General features: G+C 58.1%; 13 protein-coding genes. 9 read left to right on the top strand and 4 right to left on the bottom strand.

Features of this window, described 5'->3' with window-relative positions:
* Positions 1-5 precede the first annotated feature (5 nt).
* From lipB to B3075_RS09345, 7 genes are all read left to right on the top strand, one after another.
* The gene (lipB, locus tag B3075_RS09375; RefSeq protein ID WP_094136790.1) at positions 6-644 is read left to right on the top strand and encodes a lipoyl(octanoyl) transferase LipB; all 639 of its coding nucleotides are present in this window, start codon (positions 6-8) and stop codon (positions 642-644) included.
* 202 nt (positions 645-846) lie between these two features.
* Positions 847-2,259 carry a 3-isopropylmalate dehydratase large subunit gene (leuC, locus tag B3075_RS09370; RefSeq protein WP_094136789.1) on the top strand — a complete coding sequence of 471 codons (1,413 nt, stop codon included), beginning with the start codon at positions 847-849 and terminating at the stop codon, positions 2,257-2,259.
* A gap of 18 nt (positions 2,260-2,277) precedes the next feature.
* Positions 2,278-2,886 carry a 3-isopropylmalate dehydratase small subunit gene (gene leuD / locus B3075_RS09365; RefSeq protein ID WP_290489540.1) on the top strand — a complete coding sequence of 203 codons (609 nt, stop codon included), beginning with the start codon at positions 2,278-2,280 and terminating at the stop codon, positions 2,884-2,886.
* A 43-nt stretch (positions 2,887-2,929) separates the two neighbouring features.
* The gene (locus B3075_RS09360; protein WP_290489538.1) at positions 2,930-4,051 is read left to right on the top strand and encodes a hypothetical protein; all 1,122 of its coding nucleotides are present in this window, start codon (positions 2,930-2,932) and stop codon (positions 4,049-4,051) included.
* Positions 4,052-4,092: 41 nt separating this feature from the next.
* Positions 4,093-5,667: a S1C family serine protease gene (locus tag B3075_RS09355; protein WP_290489537.1), complete on the top strand. Its 1,575-nt coding sequence runs from the start codon at positions 4,093-4,095 to the stop codon at positions 5,665-5,667.
* 5 nt (positions 5,668-5,672) lie between these two features.
* Complete coding sequence (locus tag B3075_RS09350; protein ID WP_290489535.1) at positions 5,673-7,253, top strand: S1C family serine protease; 1,581 nt, start codon at positions 5,673-5,675, stop codon at positions 7,251-7,253.
* 39 nt (positions 7,254-7,292) lie between these two features.
* Positions 7,293-8,456 (top strand): 3-dehydroquinate synthase, encoded by a 1,164-nt coding sequence (locus tag B3075_RS09345; protein WP_290489533.1) that lies wholly within the window; start codon positions 7,293-7,295, stop codon positions 8,454-8,456.
* Positions 8,457-8,668: 212 nt separating this feature from the next.
* Here B3075_RS09345 and B3075_RS09340 read toward each other — a convergent pair whose 3' ends face one another.
* The 4 genes from B3075_RS09340 to B3075_RS09325 all read right to left on the bottom strand — a co-directional run bounded on the left by B3075_RS09340 (position 8,669) and on the right by B3075_RS09325 (position 12,340).
* Positions 8,669-9,457: an ATP-binding cassette domain-containing protein gene (locus tag B3075_RS09340; RefSeq protein ID WP_290489531.1), complete on the bottom strand. Its 789-nt coding sequence runs from the start codon at positions 9,455-9,457 to the stop codon at positions 8,669-8,671.
* Between the two features lie 319 nt (positions 9,458-9,776).
* The gene (gene tsf / locus B3075_RS09335; protein WP_094136782.1) at positions 9,777-10,655 is read right to left on the bottom strand and encodes a translation elongation factor Ts; all 879 of its coding nucleotides are present in this window, start codon (positions 10,653-10,655) and stop codon (positions 9,777-9,779) included.
* A gap of 29 nt (positions 10,656-10,684) precedes the next feature.
* Complete coding sequence (rpsB, locus tag B3075_RS09330) at positions 10,685-11,380, bottom strand: 30S ribosomal protein S2 (RefSeq protein ID WP_094136781.1); 696 nt, start codon at positions 11,378-11,380, stop codon at positions 10,685-10,687.
* Between the two features lie 237 nt (positions 11,381-11,617).
* Positions 11,618-12,340, bottom strand: a complete 723-nt coding sequence (locus B3075_RS09325; RefSeq protein WP_290489530.1) for a CbiX/SirB N-terminal domain-containing protein — start codon at positions 12,338-12,340, stop codon at positions 11,618-11,620.
* Between the two features lie 322 nt (positions 12,341-12,662).
* Between B3075_RS09325 and kdsA the strand changes: the two genes are divergently transcribed.
* A complete protein-coding gene (gene kdsA / locus B3075_RS09320; RefSeq protein ID WP_290489528.1) occupies positions 12,663-13,478 on the top strand; it encodes a 3-deoxy-8-phosphooctulonate synthase in 816 nt (271 codons plus the stop codon).
* On the top strand, positions 13,475-13,954 hold the full coding sequence (locus tag B3075_RS09315; RefSeq protein WP_290489526.1) for a hypothetical protein: 480 nt from the start codon (positions 13,475-13,477) through the stop codon (positions 13,952-13,954). Before kdsA ends, B3075_RS09315 begins: the two co-directional genes overlap by 4 nt.

Genomic DNA, 13,954 nt, shown 5'->3' with positions numbered 1-13,954 from the left:
GCAGCATGAACATCATCCGCATTCCCGGCCTGGCAGATTACCAGGAAACCCTGCGGCTCCAGGAACAACTGGTTCAGGCTCATCAGGAAGATCCGGACAGGGAAAACGACCTGTTGCTGCTGGAACATGCCGGAGTTTACACCATCGGACGCACGCGGAATCATGCCAGCCTGCACCCCGGTTCCGTGCTTCCCTTTCCCGTTCATGAAATCAACCGCGGCGGCCAGGCCACCTACCACGGCCCCGGACAGCTGGTCGGATACCCCATTACGGACCTGAACCGCTGCGGCAGGGATCTGCACCGCTACGTCACCACCCTGGAACATACCCTGATTGAAACCTGTGCCCGGTTCGGCGTGCAGGCCCGCATCCGGGAAGGGCTGGTAGGCGTCTGGGTGGAAAACCGCAAAATAGCCTCCATCGGCGTCGGGGTGAAAAAATGGATTGCCATGCACGGCTTCGCCCTCAATGTAACCCGGGAATCCCTGCCTCCCTTCCTTGCTATTACCCCCTGCGGCATCCAGGGCGTGCAAATGACCTGCCTGGAGGATGAAATGTCCTCCCCCCCGCCGGAAGGAAACCTGTTGAAATGTTTCGGAGACGTTTTTGCAGCGCTGTGGGAAGAAAAATTTCACCGGCATTAAAGGAATCCGGAACGTGCAGAGGGCACGAAAACCATCCTTTCCTTAAAGGCGGAAAGGCGCCAAAGGCTGGAAAGAGGCCCAGTCAGACCATGAATGCAGAGGAAATGTTCAAAAAAACGCCTTCTGTAAGACACAGACCGTGTCAGCAATACGTCCTTGCATCTTGACGCGGTTCCCGAACGGACGGATGCTTATGCCAGCTATGGGGAAAACGCTTTTCCAAAAAATCTGGGACGCTCATACCGTCGGCATCCTGCCGGATGGGAGAACGCAAATATTCATCGCCACGCACCTGCTGCATGAAGTCACTTCTCCGCAGGCTTTCGGAATGGTCCGGGACCTGGGCCTGACCGTGCGTCACCCGGAACGTACCTTTGCCACCGTGGACCACATCATTCCCACGGACAACCAGGCGGAACCGTTCGCGGACGCCACGGCGGACGCCATGATCAGGGAACTGCGCCGGAACTGCGCTGAAAACGGCATCCGTTTCTTCGACATCCCCACCGGACTCCAGGGCATCGTGCATATGGTGGGGCCGGAACTCGGCATCACCCAGCCGGGCATGACTATCGTATGCGGAGACTCCCATACGGCCACGCACGGAGCCTTCGGCTCCATTGCCATGGGCATCGGCACCACGCAGGTGCGCGATGTGCTGGCCACGCAGACCCTGGCCCTCAGTCCGCTCAAGGTGCGCCGCATCAATGTGAACGGAAAACTGGCCCCCGGCGTGCGCGCCAAGGATGTGGCCCTGCACATCATCGGCCTTCTGGGAGCCAAGGGCGGCCTGGGCTTCGCCTATGAATATGGCGGCGACGTCATTGACGCCATGAGCATGGACGAACGCATGACCCTTTGCAACATGTCCATTGAAGGCGCGGCGCGCTGCGGCTACGTGAACCCCGACCAAACCACGGTGGAATACATCAAAGGACGCCTGTTCGCCCCCACCGGCACAGACTGGGACAAAGCCGTGGAACGCTGGCTGGGCTTCGCCTCCGACGCAGATGCGGAATACGATGAAATCGTGGAAATTGACGGGGCCTCCATTGAGCCTACGTTGACATGGGGCATTTCTCCGGACCAGAATACGGGCATCAGCGGCAGCACGCCCAACCCTTCCGACGCCGCGAACGACGATGAACGGAAGATGATCAACGAAGCGCTGGAATACATGAAATTCCCCGCGGGCATGCCTCTTAAAGGGCTGCCGGTTCAAGTGTGCTTCGTAGGTTCCTGCACCAATGGCCGCATTTCAGACTTCCGGGAAGTGGCCGCCCTCATCAAGGGTCGCCATGTGGCCCCCGGCATCAGGGCTCTGGCCGTTCCCGGTTCCCAGATGACTGCCCGGCAATGCGAGGAAGAAGGCATCGCGGACATTTTCCGTGAAGCCGGATTTGAATGGCGCCTGGCGGGCTGTTCCATGTGCCTGGCCATGAATCCGGACAAACTCCAGGGAGACCAGCTTTGCGCCAGCTCCTCCAACCGGAACTTCAAGGGACGGCAGGGAAGCCCCACCGGACGCACCCTGCTGATGAGCCCGGCCATGGTGGCCGCCGCCGCTCTGACCGGGAAAGTCTCTGATGCCCGCGAAGTATTCTCCCTGAATTAACTTTCCAATTTTCTCCTTATGTCTCTGACCCAATTCACCTCCATCACCGGCACCTGCGTTCCCGTCCCGGGACCGGACATGGACACGGACCGCATCATCCCTGCCCGCTTCCTCAAATGCATCACGTTTGACGAACTGGCGGGAGTCATGTTCTGGGACGAACGCTTCGACGAAAACGGGCAATCCAAATCCCACCCGGTGGACGATCCCCGCTTCAAAGGGGCTTCCATCATTCTGGGCGGCTCCAACTTCGGCTGCGGTTCTTCCCGCGAACACGCCCCGCAGACTATCAAGCGTTCCGGCATCAAAGCCGTCATCGCGGAGTCTTTCGCGGAAATCTTCTTCGGCAACAGCACCGGCATCGGTTTGCCCTGCGTGTGCGCGTCTGCCGCCGATATTGCCGCTCTGGCACGGCACATTTCCGATCACCCGGAAACGGAAGTGACGATTGACCTCCTGGACATGACAGTTTCCTGGAAGGAAGGCTCCTTCCCCATCCGGATGCCGGCGGAAGCCCGCGAAGCCCTGACCCGGGGCCGATGGGATTCCATTGCGGAACTGCTTGTCAACATGGACGCCGTAGAAAAGAAAAACGAAGAACTGCCCCGGGTCTCAGCCTCCTGCTGATTCGGCATTCACCTTTTTCCTCCCCTTCTACCCCCTTCCCCATATGATTTTCAGAATTACAGACTACGTCCACTACGGCACGCTGGACAACCGCGAACGCGGAACCGTCCATCTTACGCTGCAGCTCATGGGGATGCCTCATCCGGTAAACATCACCCTGCAGGGGGACTGCCTCCAGGATCTGGCCGGTTGCGTGATTGACTTCAGGAATCCCTCTCCCCAAATGCTTCCTGCGGAACTTACCCAGATCCCGGAACATATCCAGGGGGTGGTGGGAGATATGACGGCCAGCCGGCGCATGCCTGTCAAAGGCAGGAAAACCATGGAAAACGCCCTGTATCTGGAATGGTTCACCAGCCACCACGATATGGTGCTGCTGGAAAGTACGGCCTTCTCCATCAAAGTCTCCCTTCCCGAATGGATAATGGATTCCTGCGAAGAACAGGCCCAGATCATGGCGAACCAGCAGATGCTGCGGACTCAGGTAAAGGAATGGTCCAGGGCCTATTCCAACCATCAGGAGGACGGCAACCTGCCCGACCACCACTGGGACAAACGCCTGCGGGAAGCGGAAGCCATCGCCATCGCCTACCAGGAGGTATTCCAGAAATACAGGCTGAACCCCAGCGGCGACATCCGTGTGGCTTTTGTCATGGGCTGGGACGAAGTGCTGGACAACATCGCCCAGTCGGAAGAAACGGGGACGCCCTGCTCCTGCAAAAGCACCGGCATGCTCAGCCTGTTTGACATTCTCAACGAACAGGAGGCCCAGGAAGTGCAGTCCTGCATGTTCCACCCCCTTTTCCAGCAGGTGATGGAGCTGACGGACCTGTGCCAGCACCGGTTCAGCCGGGAAATCAACAAAGCCCAGAGAAACAGGACAGGGCCGCCGGAACCCCTGAACCAGATTTTTTACTGCATCCGCTACATCACCCCGCGCATTCTTTCCTGCCTCCTCCAGGAGAAGGAGGACGCTGCGGACTACTGCACCATGGCCGCCCGCATGGCCCTGTGCGTGGAACAAACGCGCCAGACGGTAGCTGCGCTGGACAACTGCGGCTGCCAGGTGGACGGCGAAGTGGCGGAACGTTTTTCATCCCTGCTGGAGGAAGTCAATTCCTTCCAGGAAAGCCTGGCAACCCAAAGCCGCAAAAGCAACTTGTAACAACAACACCTTCTCTGGCAACACAATCCTCATCTTTGCGTATGATACATTCCCATACCTGTTTTCAAGGGCTGTGCGCAGTCCTGGCCGCCGCCGCTCTTTCCCACGCGGATGAGCCGGCCGTCTCCATTTCGGACTTCGGGGTGGACAAGGTCATGTCCGGCCCCGTCGTTTCCATCAATGACCAGTACAAGGGCGTCGTGAAAATTGAAGTGGATTCTCTGACGCCCGATTATGCCACCCCATGGAACGCCGGCCGGTACCAGAGCAGTTTCGGCACCGGTTTCCTGATCGGGGAAAACGCCTTCATGACAAATGCCCACGTCGTCAGCAACGCGGAACGCATTTACATCTCCATGTACGGAGATTCCCGCAAAATCCCCGCCAGGGTCAAATTCATCGCTCATGACGCGGACCTGGCCCTGCTGGAAGCGGCCCCCCCTCACTCCTTCAAAGGCATCAAACCCTTTGAATTCAGTAAAAGCCTGCCTCATCTGGAAGACGAGGTAAGGGTGATCGGCTACCCTATCGGCGGCAACAGGCTTTCCGTCACGCGCGGCGTGGTCTCCCGCATTGATTTCACCGCGTACGCCCACCCCCGCAACGCGGAACACCTGACCATCCAGGTGGACGCCGCCATCAATCCGGGCAACAGCGGCGGCCCCGTCCTGATGGGGAACAAAGTCATCGGCGTGGCATTCCAGGGCCTGAACAACGCCAACAACACGGGTTACGTGATTCCGACCCCCGTCATCCACCATTTTCTGGAGGACATCAAGGACGGCGTCTATGACGGCTATGTGGACATGGGCATTCAGGCTGCGCCCATCCTGAACCCGGCCATGCGCAAGGCGTTCGGCCTGCCGGACGATGAAAAGGGCGTTCTCATCGGTAAAGTGCTCAAGGGGTCTTCCGCCGACGGCGTGCTCCGCAACGGGGATCTGCTGATGAAAGTGGACGGCTATGATGTGGACAGTTCCGCCATGATTGAACTGGACGGCCAGAAAATCAGCATGAAGGAACTCATTGAGCGCTGTTTTAAAGACGACCGGCTTCCGCTGGACATCATTCGCGACGGCAAGCCCATGAAGGTGGAAATGGTGATAAAACCATCCCCCTCCAGAGACCTTCTGATGGCGGAATACGATAAAATGCCCCGCTATATCGTCTTTGGCGGCCTGGTGTTCCAGCCCATCCAGCGCAACGTGCTCGCGGCGGCGGCCATCTCCATGCTGGACGTCGCGCTGGATATTCGGAACTACCAGGAAGACGGCGGCTGCGTGGACCATGAAGACATGGTCATCATCACCAAGGTGCTGGATGACGAAGTAAACGCGCGCCTGTCCGGCGCCGTCTCCAACTCCATTGTGGAAAAAATCAACGGCGTGAAAGTTAAGGGCCTCACCCACGCCTATGAACTCCTTTACCCGGAAAACATGCCGGAATACGTCGTCATCGAACTGAAAAACGGAGAACGCCCCCTCGTCTTTGAAGGCAAGGCCATGGAGGCGGCCAACAAGCGCATCGCCAAAACCTACAACATTCCGAAAAACGCCCGACTGGACAGCGCCATTCCCGGCCGCCAGCCTGACCGCAACACCACTCCCGCCCGTTAACCGCCATGAAAATTCTTTCTGCTTTCTTCCTCGGTTCCCTGATCCTGCTTGGCGGCTGCCAGCCGCGCGAAGCCGGTCGGACTGCTCCCGCACCCCAGCCTGAACAACAGGCGGAAACGCCTGAGAAACAGGTGGAGGAAACGCCCGCACCGGCCCCGCTTCCCTCCCCCACCGGCTCCATGGTCGGCATCAACGCCACCAACCAGGGCTATGCCATGATCCAGCCGTGGAGCAAGGAAAACCCGGCATACAGCCAGGGTTTCGGCATTTATCTGGGAGACGGCAATATCCTGACGGCCGCCAACATCGTTTATTCCGCCAGCTTTGTGGAAATAACCTCCGCGGACGGCGCCCGGACGGTTCCCGTGACCGTAACCGCCTTTGACCCGGAAGCCAATCTTGCCCTTCTGCGTCTGAAAAACGGGAAAGATGCCTCCTTCCTGAACAAGCTGGTCCCCGTTACGCTGGGGGAGGCTCCCCGCCTGGGCGACAAGGTGACTTTCTGGCAATTCAATGACGACGGTCTTCCCATCACCACCTCCGGGACCCTTCTGGCGACGGAAAGCGCCTGCCCGTTCACGAATGGGGAACCCTTCGTCCTGTATAACGTCAAATCCTCCGTCACTCCCCTGAAAGGCGGCGCGGGGAACCCCGTCATGAGGGGCAATGAACTTGTGGGCCTCAGCGCCAGCTGCGATCCTCCCGCCCAGAAAGTGCTGGCCGTCACCCATACCATGATTTCCCGGTTCCTGGAGCAGGCCCGGGCCGGCAGCTACATCGGTTTCCCGGCGGACGGCACGCAGGTCACGGAACTGACCGACCCCGTCTTCCGCAAATTCCTGGGCCTGCCTGAAACTGGCGGCGGCTTTTACGTGGCGAAACTTCCTGTTTACGGCTCTTTCTACAAAGCCGGAGTGCGTCCCGGAGACGTGGTGGAAAGCGTGAACGGCATTCCCCTGGACAGTAAAGGATTAATCAAGGATCCCGCGCTGGGCCCCGTTTCCGCCAACTTCCTGTTCCGTGACTCCGCCAAACCGGGGGACACCATTACGCTGGGCATCCGCCGCAAGGGAAAGGACGGCTCCAGCCAGCCCATGACGCTGGATGTCAAACTGGACAGGAGCGCCCTTGAAGGCGACCTGGTCAATCCGGCCCCCTTCATCTCCAATCCGCCCTACCGCATTTACGGGGGGCTGGTATTTGTCCCGCTGACGGGAGCCATGATGGGAGAAATCAACAAGCTCAGCAAGAACCACCCCCCCCTCAACCTGGTGGAAGCCACTCAAAAGAAAGAGGAGATACGGAAAAAAGGCGTGGATGAAATCGTGGTCTTCCTGATGGCCCTGCCCACGCAGGCTACACTGGGATACGCCCAGATGAGCCCTTCCATTGTGGAAAAAGTCAACGGCGTGCAGGTGAAAAGCTTCAAGCACCTCAACCAGCTTCTGGACCTACCCGCCCCCGGCGGCACGCACCGCATCGAAGTGACCCAGCAGCCGTACACCATGTACATGTCCCAGAAAGAAGCTGCCAAAGCGGATCGCTTCATTCAGATGAGGGCCGTTCCCGTGCTCCGCAGGGACTAGGAATCCTCAAGCCATGTTCACTTGTGCCGACCACCTGAAATGTCCCTTCACACGCTGAATATCCGGCTTGATTTTCCCTACAGGACAGGCTTTACCCATGGAGCCTTCCGCCCGGAAAACGAGACGCTGGCCAGCCTGATGGAACAGAGGCCCGGAAGCCGCGTCCTCGTTCTCCTGGAAAAAGGGCTGGAACAGTTTTATCCGCAGCTTCCGGCGGACATTGACCGCTATTTTGAAAAAAACGCCGGGGTACTGGCCTATGCCGGCTGCCGTTCCGTTCCGGGCGGGGAGGAAGCCAAAACAGGTTTTTCCGCATGGGAAACGGCCCTGCGCCACATTGTGGAAGCAGGTATTGACCGCCATTCCTACATCATCGCCGTGGGCGGCGGAGCGTTTCTGGACGTAGCAGGCTTCGCCGCCGCCACCGCCCATCGCGGCATCCGGCTGTTGCGCATCCCCACCACCACCCTCTCCCAGGCGGACTCCGGAGTGGGTGTTAAAAACGGCATCAATTTCATGGGCCGGAAAAACTATCTGGGCACCTTCGCCGTCGCGTGGGCCACGCTTGACGACTTCCTGTTCCTCCATTCCCAGCCCCTCTCCCTGAAAAGAGCCGGACTGGCGGAAGTAGTGAAAGTGGCCGTGGTGAAAGACGCCTCTTTCTTCAACTGGCTGGAAGCGAACGCCTCCGCGCTGGCCGGATGCGAACGGGATGCTCTGGAATATGCCGTGGAGCATTCCGCTTTGCTGCACGCCTCGCACATTGCATGCGGAGGGGACGCCTTTGAACTGGGTTCCAGCCGTCCCCTGGACTTCGGACATTGGGCCGCCCATTACATGGAAACCATGTCCGGCTACACACTGGGGCACGCGGAGGCCGTTTCCGTGGGTATGTGCCTGGATATTCTTTATTCCGTCAGGAAAGGATGGCTGCCTGCCGCAGAGGCGGAAAGAATCGTCTCCGTGCTGAAAACCCTGGAACTGCCCGTATTCCACCCCCTCCTCTCCCGCAGGACGGAAGACGGCGCCTGCGAAGTGCTGAAAGGTCTGGAAGCTTTCCGCGAACACCTCGGCGGCCACCTGACGGTATTGATGCTCACCGGAATAGGCCGGGGAAAGGACGTCCATGAGATAGACGCCGCTCTGATGGAGGAATGCATCCGGGAAATGCAGGAGGCTGCCGGAGATTCCGTTCAGGAATAGCAGCCCTTTCCTCGCAGCCTCCCCGTCAGGAAACAAACAGGAAGATATCTGCGTATTACAGAGAAATACCGGCTGGACGGCAATATGGAAAAATCAACAACGTTTTTCCTTCCTGCGATCTCCATATAACCGTTTCTTTTAAACCTGTGCGGATAACTCCACGGGAAACGGGCTTTTCCGTATTCGTCCAGGCTGACGCCGTGCCGCCCCGTTTACAGACGCGGCACGGCGGCGAGAAGCGCCTTCGTGTATTCGTGGGCAGGGGAAGAAAACACTTTGTCCGCCTCCCCGTATTCCACAATGCGGCCTCGGCGCATCACAGCAATGCGGTCCGCGATGTAATGAACCACGGACAAATCATGGGAAATGAATATCATGGTCAGGTTCAAGTCGTGGGCCAGGGCAATAAGAAGGTTCAGAATCTGGGACTGGATGGAAACGTCCAGCGCGGAAACGGGTTCATCCGCAATCACCAGCCTGGGTTCCGGAGCCAATGCGCGCGCAATGGCGACGCGCTGGCGCTGGCCGCCGGAAAATTCATGGGGATATTTGCGCATCAGGGAGGGGCTCAGCCCTACCTTTTCCATCAGTTCCGCCACATCATCCCTCGTCTGGGCAAAAGTCCTTTTGCGACGGCGGCACTGCAACGCCTCCTTTAATGTCGCATATACCGTAAAGCGGGGATTCAGGGAAGCGTAAGGGTCCTGAAAAACCATCTGGAAATCCGGACGACGCTTCCTGACTTCGGATGCGGAAAGAGCCGTCAATTCCTCCCCTTCCAGAAAGATGCGGCCCTCCGTGGGTTGCTGGAGCAGCATCACCGTGCGGGACAGCGTGGATTTGCCGCAACCGGATTCACCCACCAGCCCCAGGATTTCCCCCTTTTCCACGGACAAAGACACCCCGTCCACCGCCACAACGGAGGCGGATTTGCGGGATGAGAGCAGCCCCTGCACCGCAGGGAAGACAACGCTCACATGATCCAGTTCCAGAAAAGCCATGCCGCCACCCTAACAAGCCTTCCGGTGCAAGACAAGACCCCAACCGCGCCAGTTCCTCCCATATCGGGACATCCATGCGCACCTCCCATGCCATTCCCCCCCCCACAGAAAAGCACCGGAGACCGCCTGCCAGGATGGAGGCCGTCATCAGCAGCAGGACCGGATCTTTTCTCTCCCGCACATTCTGATGATCCATATCCGGGCTTCCGGGTTCTCTCTGAATCAGGTTCATGAATAAATCCCCCCTCATGGAGCCGTATCAAGCAAAAGAACCGTTCCCCGCAAAGGGAACGGTTCCAGAGATATTCTGACTCAGAGCTTACGCGCCGAGCTGGTAGCGGACGAAGGAGACGACGGAGATATCGTCGCCGAGTTCCTTGCCGGTCTGATTGAGAAGGGCCTCCACCGTCATCTTTCCGGCAGGGTCTTTCACAAATACCTGGTTCAGCAGGCAGGACTGGGCGTACAGAGCCTTCAGCTTGCCGGGAAGAATCTTTTCCAGCAAGTGTTCGGGCTTGCCTTCCTGAATGAGCTGCTGCTTGGCGATTTCCTGTTCCTCGGCCACGAAGGCGGGATCCAGGCTATCGGAGCTGACGCTCTTGGGAGCGGCGGCGGCGATGTGCAGGGTCAAATCCTTGGCAAGGGCCTTGAACGCATCAGACTTGACGGTTTCTTCCTTGCCGGCCTTGATGGACAGCAGAACGCCCACTTTGCCGCCCATGTGGATGTAAGAGACCACGGCGCCAATGCCGTCCGCCGTCAGGCGGGCGAATTTGCGCAGAGCCATGTTTTCGCCAATGGAGCTGCACATGGCCTTGATGTATTCTTCCGTGGTACCTTCCGTCATGGGGACCTGGAGGGCTTCCTCCAGCGTGGAGGCCTTGGAATCCATGAGAGCCTTGGCAACGTCATTCACCAGCCCCTGGAACTTGTCTCCCTTGGCGCAGAAGTCCGTTTCACAGTTGAGTTCAAGAATGATGCCGGAGCAGCCGCAGGGAGCCACAGCGGCGCGGATCACGCCTTCCTTGGCGTCACGGTCGGCCTTGGCCGCAGCCTTGGCAATTCCCTTCTCACGAAGATACTTGACGGCGGCGTCCATGTCGCCGTTGCATTCGTTGAGGGCTTTCTTGCAATCCATCATGCCGGCGTCCGTTTTGTCACGGAGGGCCTTGACGAGAGCTGCAGTAATTTCTGCCATAGTGTTTCTGTTCTTTCTAAATGATTGGTTTAGGCTTCGGCGGAAGCGCCCTTGCCTTCGTTGATGGCCTTGACGATGCAGTCAAGAATCAGGCGGATGGAACGGACGGCGTCGTCGTTGCCGGGAATCGGGAAGTCGATTTCCTTCGGGTCGGCGTTGGTGTCAACCAGAACGCAGACGGGAATGTTCAGGCGGTGGGCTTCGCGGATGGCGATGTCTTCATGGTCGGCGCCGATGGCCACCATGGCGTCCGGAGCGCCGCCCATGTTGCGGATGCCCTGAAGGTTGCGTTCCAGCTTCTGGCGTTCGCGGTCCAGAGCGGCCAGTTCCTTCTTGGACATGCTCTTGAATTCCGGGCTCTTTTCAATCCCTTCCAGATAGGCTAGGCGTTCGATGCTCTTGCGGATCGTGCTCATGTTGGTGAGCATGCCGCCCAGCCAGCGGTGGTTGACATAGTACTGACCAGTGGCTTCCGCGGCTTCGCGGACGGCTTCCTGAGCCTGGCGCTTGCAGCCGACGAAGAGGATTTTCTTATTGCGGCGGGCCAGATCAGCCAGGAAGGAGCAAGCCTTGTCCAGGCATTTTTCCGTTTCTTCAAGGTTGATGATATGGATACCGGCCTTGTCCTTGAGAAGGTACTTTTTCATGCTGGGGTGCCATTTGCGGGTCTGGTGGCCCAAATGAACACCGGCTTCAACCATCTGGTTAATCAGATCATTAATCATATATGTATGTAGGTGGCTTTCCTTGCGGCAGGAAAAGCAGTTTTTGGGGACTTCGACGCTTGTTACCCCTCCGATCCCCGTTGTTTAGTTGCGCCGAATCACGCGAGGGACGGGCAATATACTTCCCGCCCTTCCTCTTGTCAAAGCATAAATCATTGATTTACGAAACTATTCCGCCGTTCGCGGAACCCAGTCGAGCGCAGGCCCATGGAGAGGGTTGCCGTTTCCGCGGAATACTTATCGTACCGGCCGGTCAAAACCGTTCCCGGCAGGCTCTCCCCTGCCCGCTTTCCGGTATTCCCGTTCCGCCTGCAAATAAAACACACCGAACGGAGGCAGGATTTTTAACGTTTTTCCATGCCGTGCGGCCAGTTCCGGAGCGGGCATGTCCTCCCGCACATGCTTTCCTTTTCCAATCAGAAACGGCAGCACTACCACCTTTCGCCCCTTTAATTCAGGCAATACTTTTTCTACAGAAGGAGATGCGCCAAAGTATGCAAGAGCCATGTCCGTTCCTTCCGGAAGCAGGAATTTCAACTGCCGGAGGAATTGCGCCGGCTCCGGGGCCGCCTCCCTTCCCGTTACCCCGTGGGCCACCACCAGCAGGGAAGCATCCCCCTCCAATTCCTGTTGCAAGGCGGCGGCGACCCCAAAACCAATGCCGCCGCGACCCGCTCCCCATACGGGTTTAAAAACAAGTTCCGGATGCTGTCCGTTCCCGGCATACAGCGCGCGAAGCAATTCCGGCAATGCCTCCGTCACCGTCACGCCGCTCTGCATGAAGACAGGGTAAACCCAGACCACACCATCGCCCGGAGGCAAATCCTCCGCCGCCAGGCCGCGGAAAGACGCCTGCCAGACGCAGTCGCCCGGGTATTGAAACCGCTCCGCCACATGCCGCCGCAATTCAGCTCCTGCTTCATCATAGGAAATAAAGAGTTTGTAAATCTTCCTGGGCATTTCGGTAAGACCACTGCGGGGGAACGGCGTTCGGAACATCCTGTCATTTATTCATGCGGAAAGGATGCATGATTGCCGTTTGTAACAGAAAGTCCGGATGGCGGCAACTCCATACGTTTTTTCCAATCCATGCGCCCCTCCCTTTACACGCGCCTATCCAAAAAATATTTACCATATTTATAACAAACTCATTATATCGAATATCAAAAGATACTCCCGGAAAAATAAATCTCCGTCTCCGAATCTCCGCGCGGAGGCAGGATAGCGGCTTGACCGAAAGGCCTGAAACCGTCATGATACAAGGACATACAGGTTTTGTTTTATGTCGTTTTATATTCAATCCGTTGAAATCGGCGGCCCGCGGCCGTTCTATCTTCTGGGCCCCTGCTCTCTGGAATGCGAATCTTTTGTATGGGAGATGGCCCGGTCCATCAAGGCCATCGCGGAAAACCTGGATGTGCCGCTGATTTTCAAAGCTTCCTACGACAAGGCGAACCGCACCTCCGTCACCTCTTTCCGCGGTCCCGGCGTGCGGGAAGGCTGCCGCATCCTGTCGGAAATCGGCAGGGAGCTGAAACTGCCCGTCGTCACGGATGTGCATACGGCCCAGGAAGCGGAAATCGCCGCCGAATACGTGGACCTGCTCCAGGTCCCCGCTTTTCTGTGCCGCCAGACGGACCTTCTGGAAGCCTGCGCCAAGAGCGGACGGCCCGTAAATATCAAGAAAGGGCAGTTCCTGGCTCCGTGGGATACCGTGAACATCGGGGAGAAAATGCGCGCCTTCGGCTGTGACGAGTTCATGATGTGCGAACGCGGCACCACGTTTGGTTATAACAATCTGGTGGTGGACATGCGCTCCCTGTACTGGATGAAACAGGCAGGCTTTCCCGTCGTATTCGACGCCACTCATGCCGTTCAGAAACCCGGAGGGCTGGGAGGAACCACGGGAGGAGACAGCGAGCTGGCCCCCGTGCTGGCGTCCGCCGCCATGGCGACGGGCAGCATTGACGGCGTATTCATGGAGGTGCACAAGGACCCGTCCAAAGCGCTTTCCGACGGCCCCAACCAAATTCCTCTCCACCTGCTTGAAGGAGTGCTGAAACGCCTTCAGTCCATCCGCCAGGCGGTTCAGTCATGATGAAATTACTGTCCACATGCCTTTTGACGGCCGCCCTGTACGGCATGGCGACGCAAGCGGACACCAGCCTGCCCGCGGCTACGCCTTTTGCCGGCGTAGATAAAAAATTGCCTATGCTGGAGCTTCTGCCCGTAGGCCAGAAGCTCCCCAAAGTCAGCCTGTCACGGTATGAAGGGCCGCGCCTTTCCATGTTGCTGACGGCTTCAAGCGTGACCGTGGCCGCCCCGCAGGAAATCGCCGCGAATATCCTGAACGTGTACCTGTACGGGAAAAATAATCAGACTTCCCATCTTTTCACGAAGGCCGCCTCTTATTTTCTGGATAAAAAACTGGCCGTCTCCCATACGGAAACCACCCTCAGGGAAGAGAACCTTTCCGCCAGAGGAACCGGCCTTTACCTGGACACCAATATCAAGAGGGGCATCATTCCGGGTCCCGTTCAAACCACCATCCGCATGGCTCAACGCAACAAGTAA

Origin of the sequence: Akkermansia sp. UBA7090 (genome assembly GCF_002493465.1) — a bacterium.
GTDB classification, from domain to species: domain Bacteria; phylum Verrucomicrobiota; class Verrucomicrobiia; order Verrucomicrobiales; family Akkermansiaceae; genus Akkermansia; species Akkermansia muciniphila_A.
Note: the sequence above shows the minus strand (reverse complement) of the source record. Positions and strands in the feature narration are given on the sequence as shown.

What these genes read in the sequence shown, in the direction of transcription:
- lipB (WP_094136790.1), top strand. Translation starts at nt 6, where the DNA reads ATGAACATCATCCGCATTCCCGGCCTGGCAGATTACCAGGAAACCCTG.
- leuC (WP_094136789.1), top strand. Translation starts at nt 847, where the DNA reads ATGGGGAAAACGCTTTTCCAAAAAATCTGGGACGCTCATACCGTCGGC.
- leuD (WP_290489540.1), top strand. Translation starts at nt 2,278, where the DNA reads ATGTCTCTGACCCAATTCACCTCCATCACCGGCACCTGCGTTCCCGTC.
- B3075_RS09360 (WP_290489538.1), top strand. Translation starts at nt 2,930, where the DNA reads ATGATTTTCAGAATTACAGACTACGTCCACTACGGCACGCTGGACAAC.
- B3075_RS09355 (WP_290489537.1), top strand. Translation starts at nt 4,093, where the DNA reads ATGATACATTCCCATACCTGTTTTCAAGGGCTGTGCGCAGTCCTGGCC.
- B3075_RS09350 (WP_290489535.1), top strand. Translation starts at nt 5,673, where the DNA reads ATGAAAATTCTTTCTGCTTTCTTCCTCGGTTCCCTGATCCTGCTTGGC.
- B3075_RS09345 (WP_290489533.1), top strand. Translation starts at nt 7,293, where the DNA reads ATGTCCCTTCACACGCTGAATATCCGGCTTGATTTTCCCTACAGGACA.
- B3075_RS09340 (WP_290489531.1), bottom strand. Translation starts at nt 9,457, where the DNA reads ATGGCTTTTCTGGAACTGGATCATGTGAGCGTTGTCTTCCCTGCGGTG.
- tsf (WP_094136782.1), bottom strand. Translation starts at nt 10,655, where the DNA reads ATGGCAGAAATTACTGCAGCTCTCGTCAAGGCCCTCCGTGACAAAACG.
- rpsB (WP_094136781.1), bottom strand. Translation starts at nt 11,380, where the DNA reads ATGATTAATGATCTGATTAACCAGATGGTTGAAGCCGGTGTTCATTTG.
- B3075_RS09325 (WP_290489530.1), bottom strand. Translation starts at nt 12,340, where the DNA reads ATGCCCAGGAAGATTTACAAACTCTTTATTTCCTATGATGAAGCAGGA.
- kdsA (WP_290489528.1), top strand. Translation starts at nt 12,663, where the DNA reads ATGTCGTTTTATATTCAATCCGTTGAAATCGGCGGCCCGCGGCCGTTC.
- B3075_RS09315 (WP_290489526.1), top strand. Translation starts at nt 13,475, where the DNA reads ATGATGAAATTACTGTCCACATGCCTTTTGACGGCCGCCCTGTACGGC.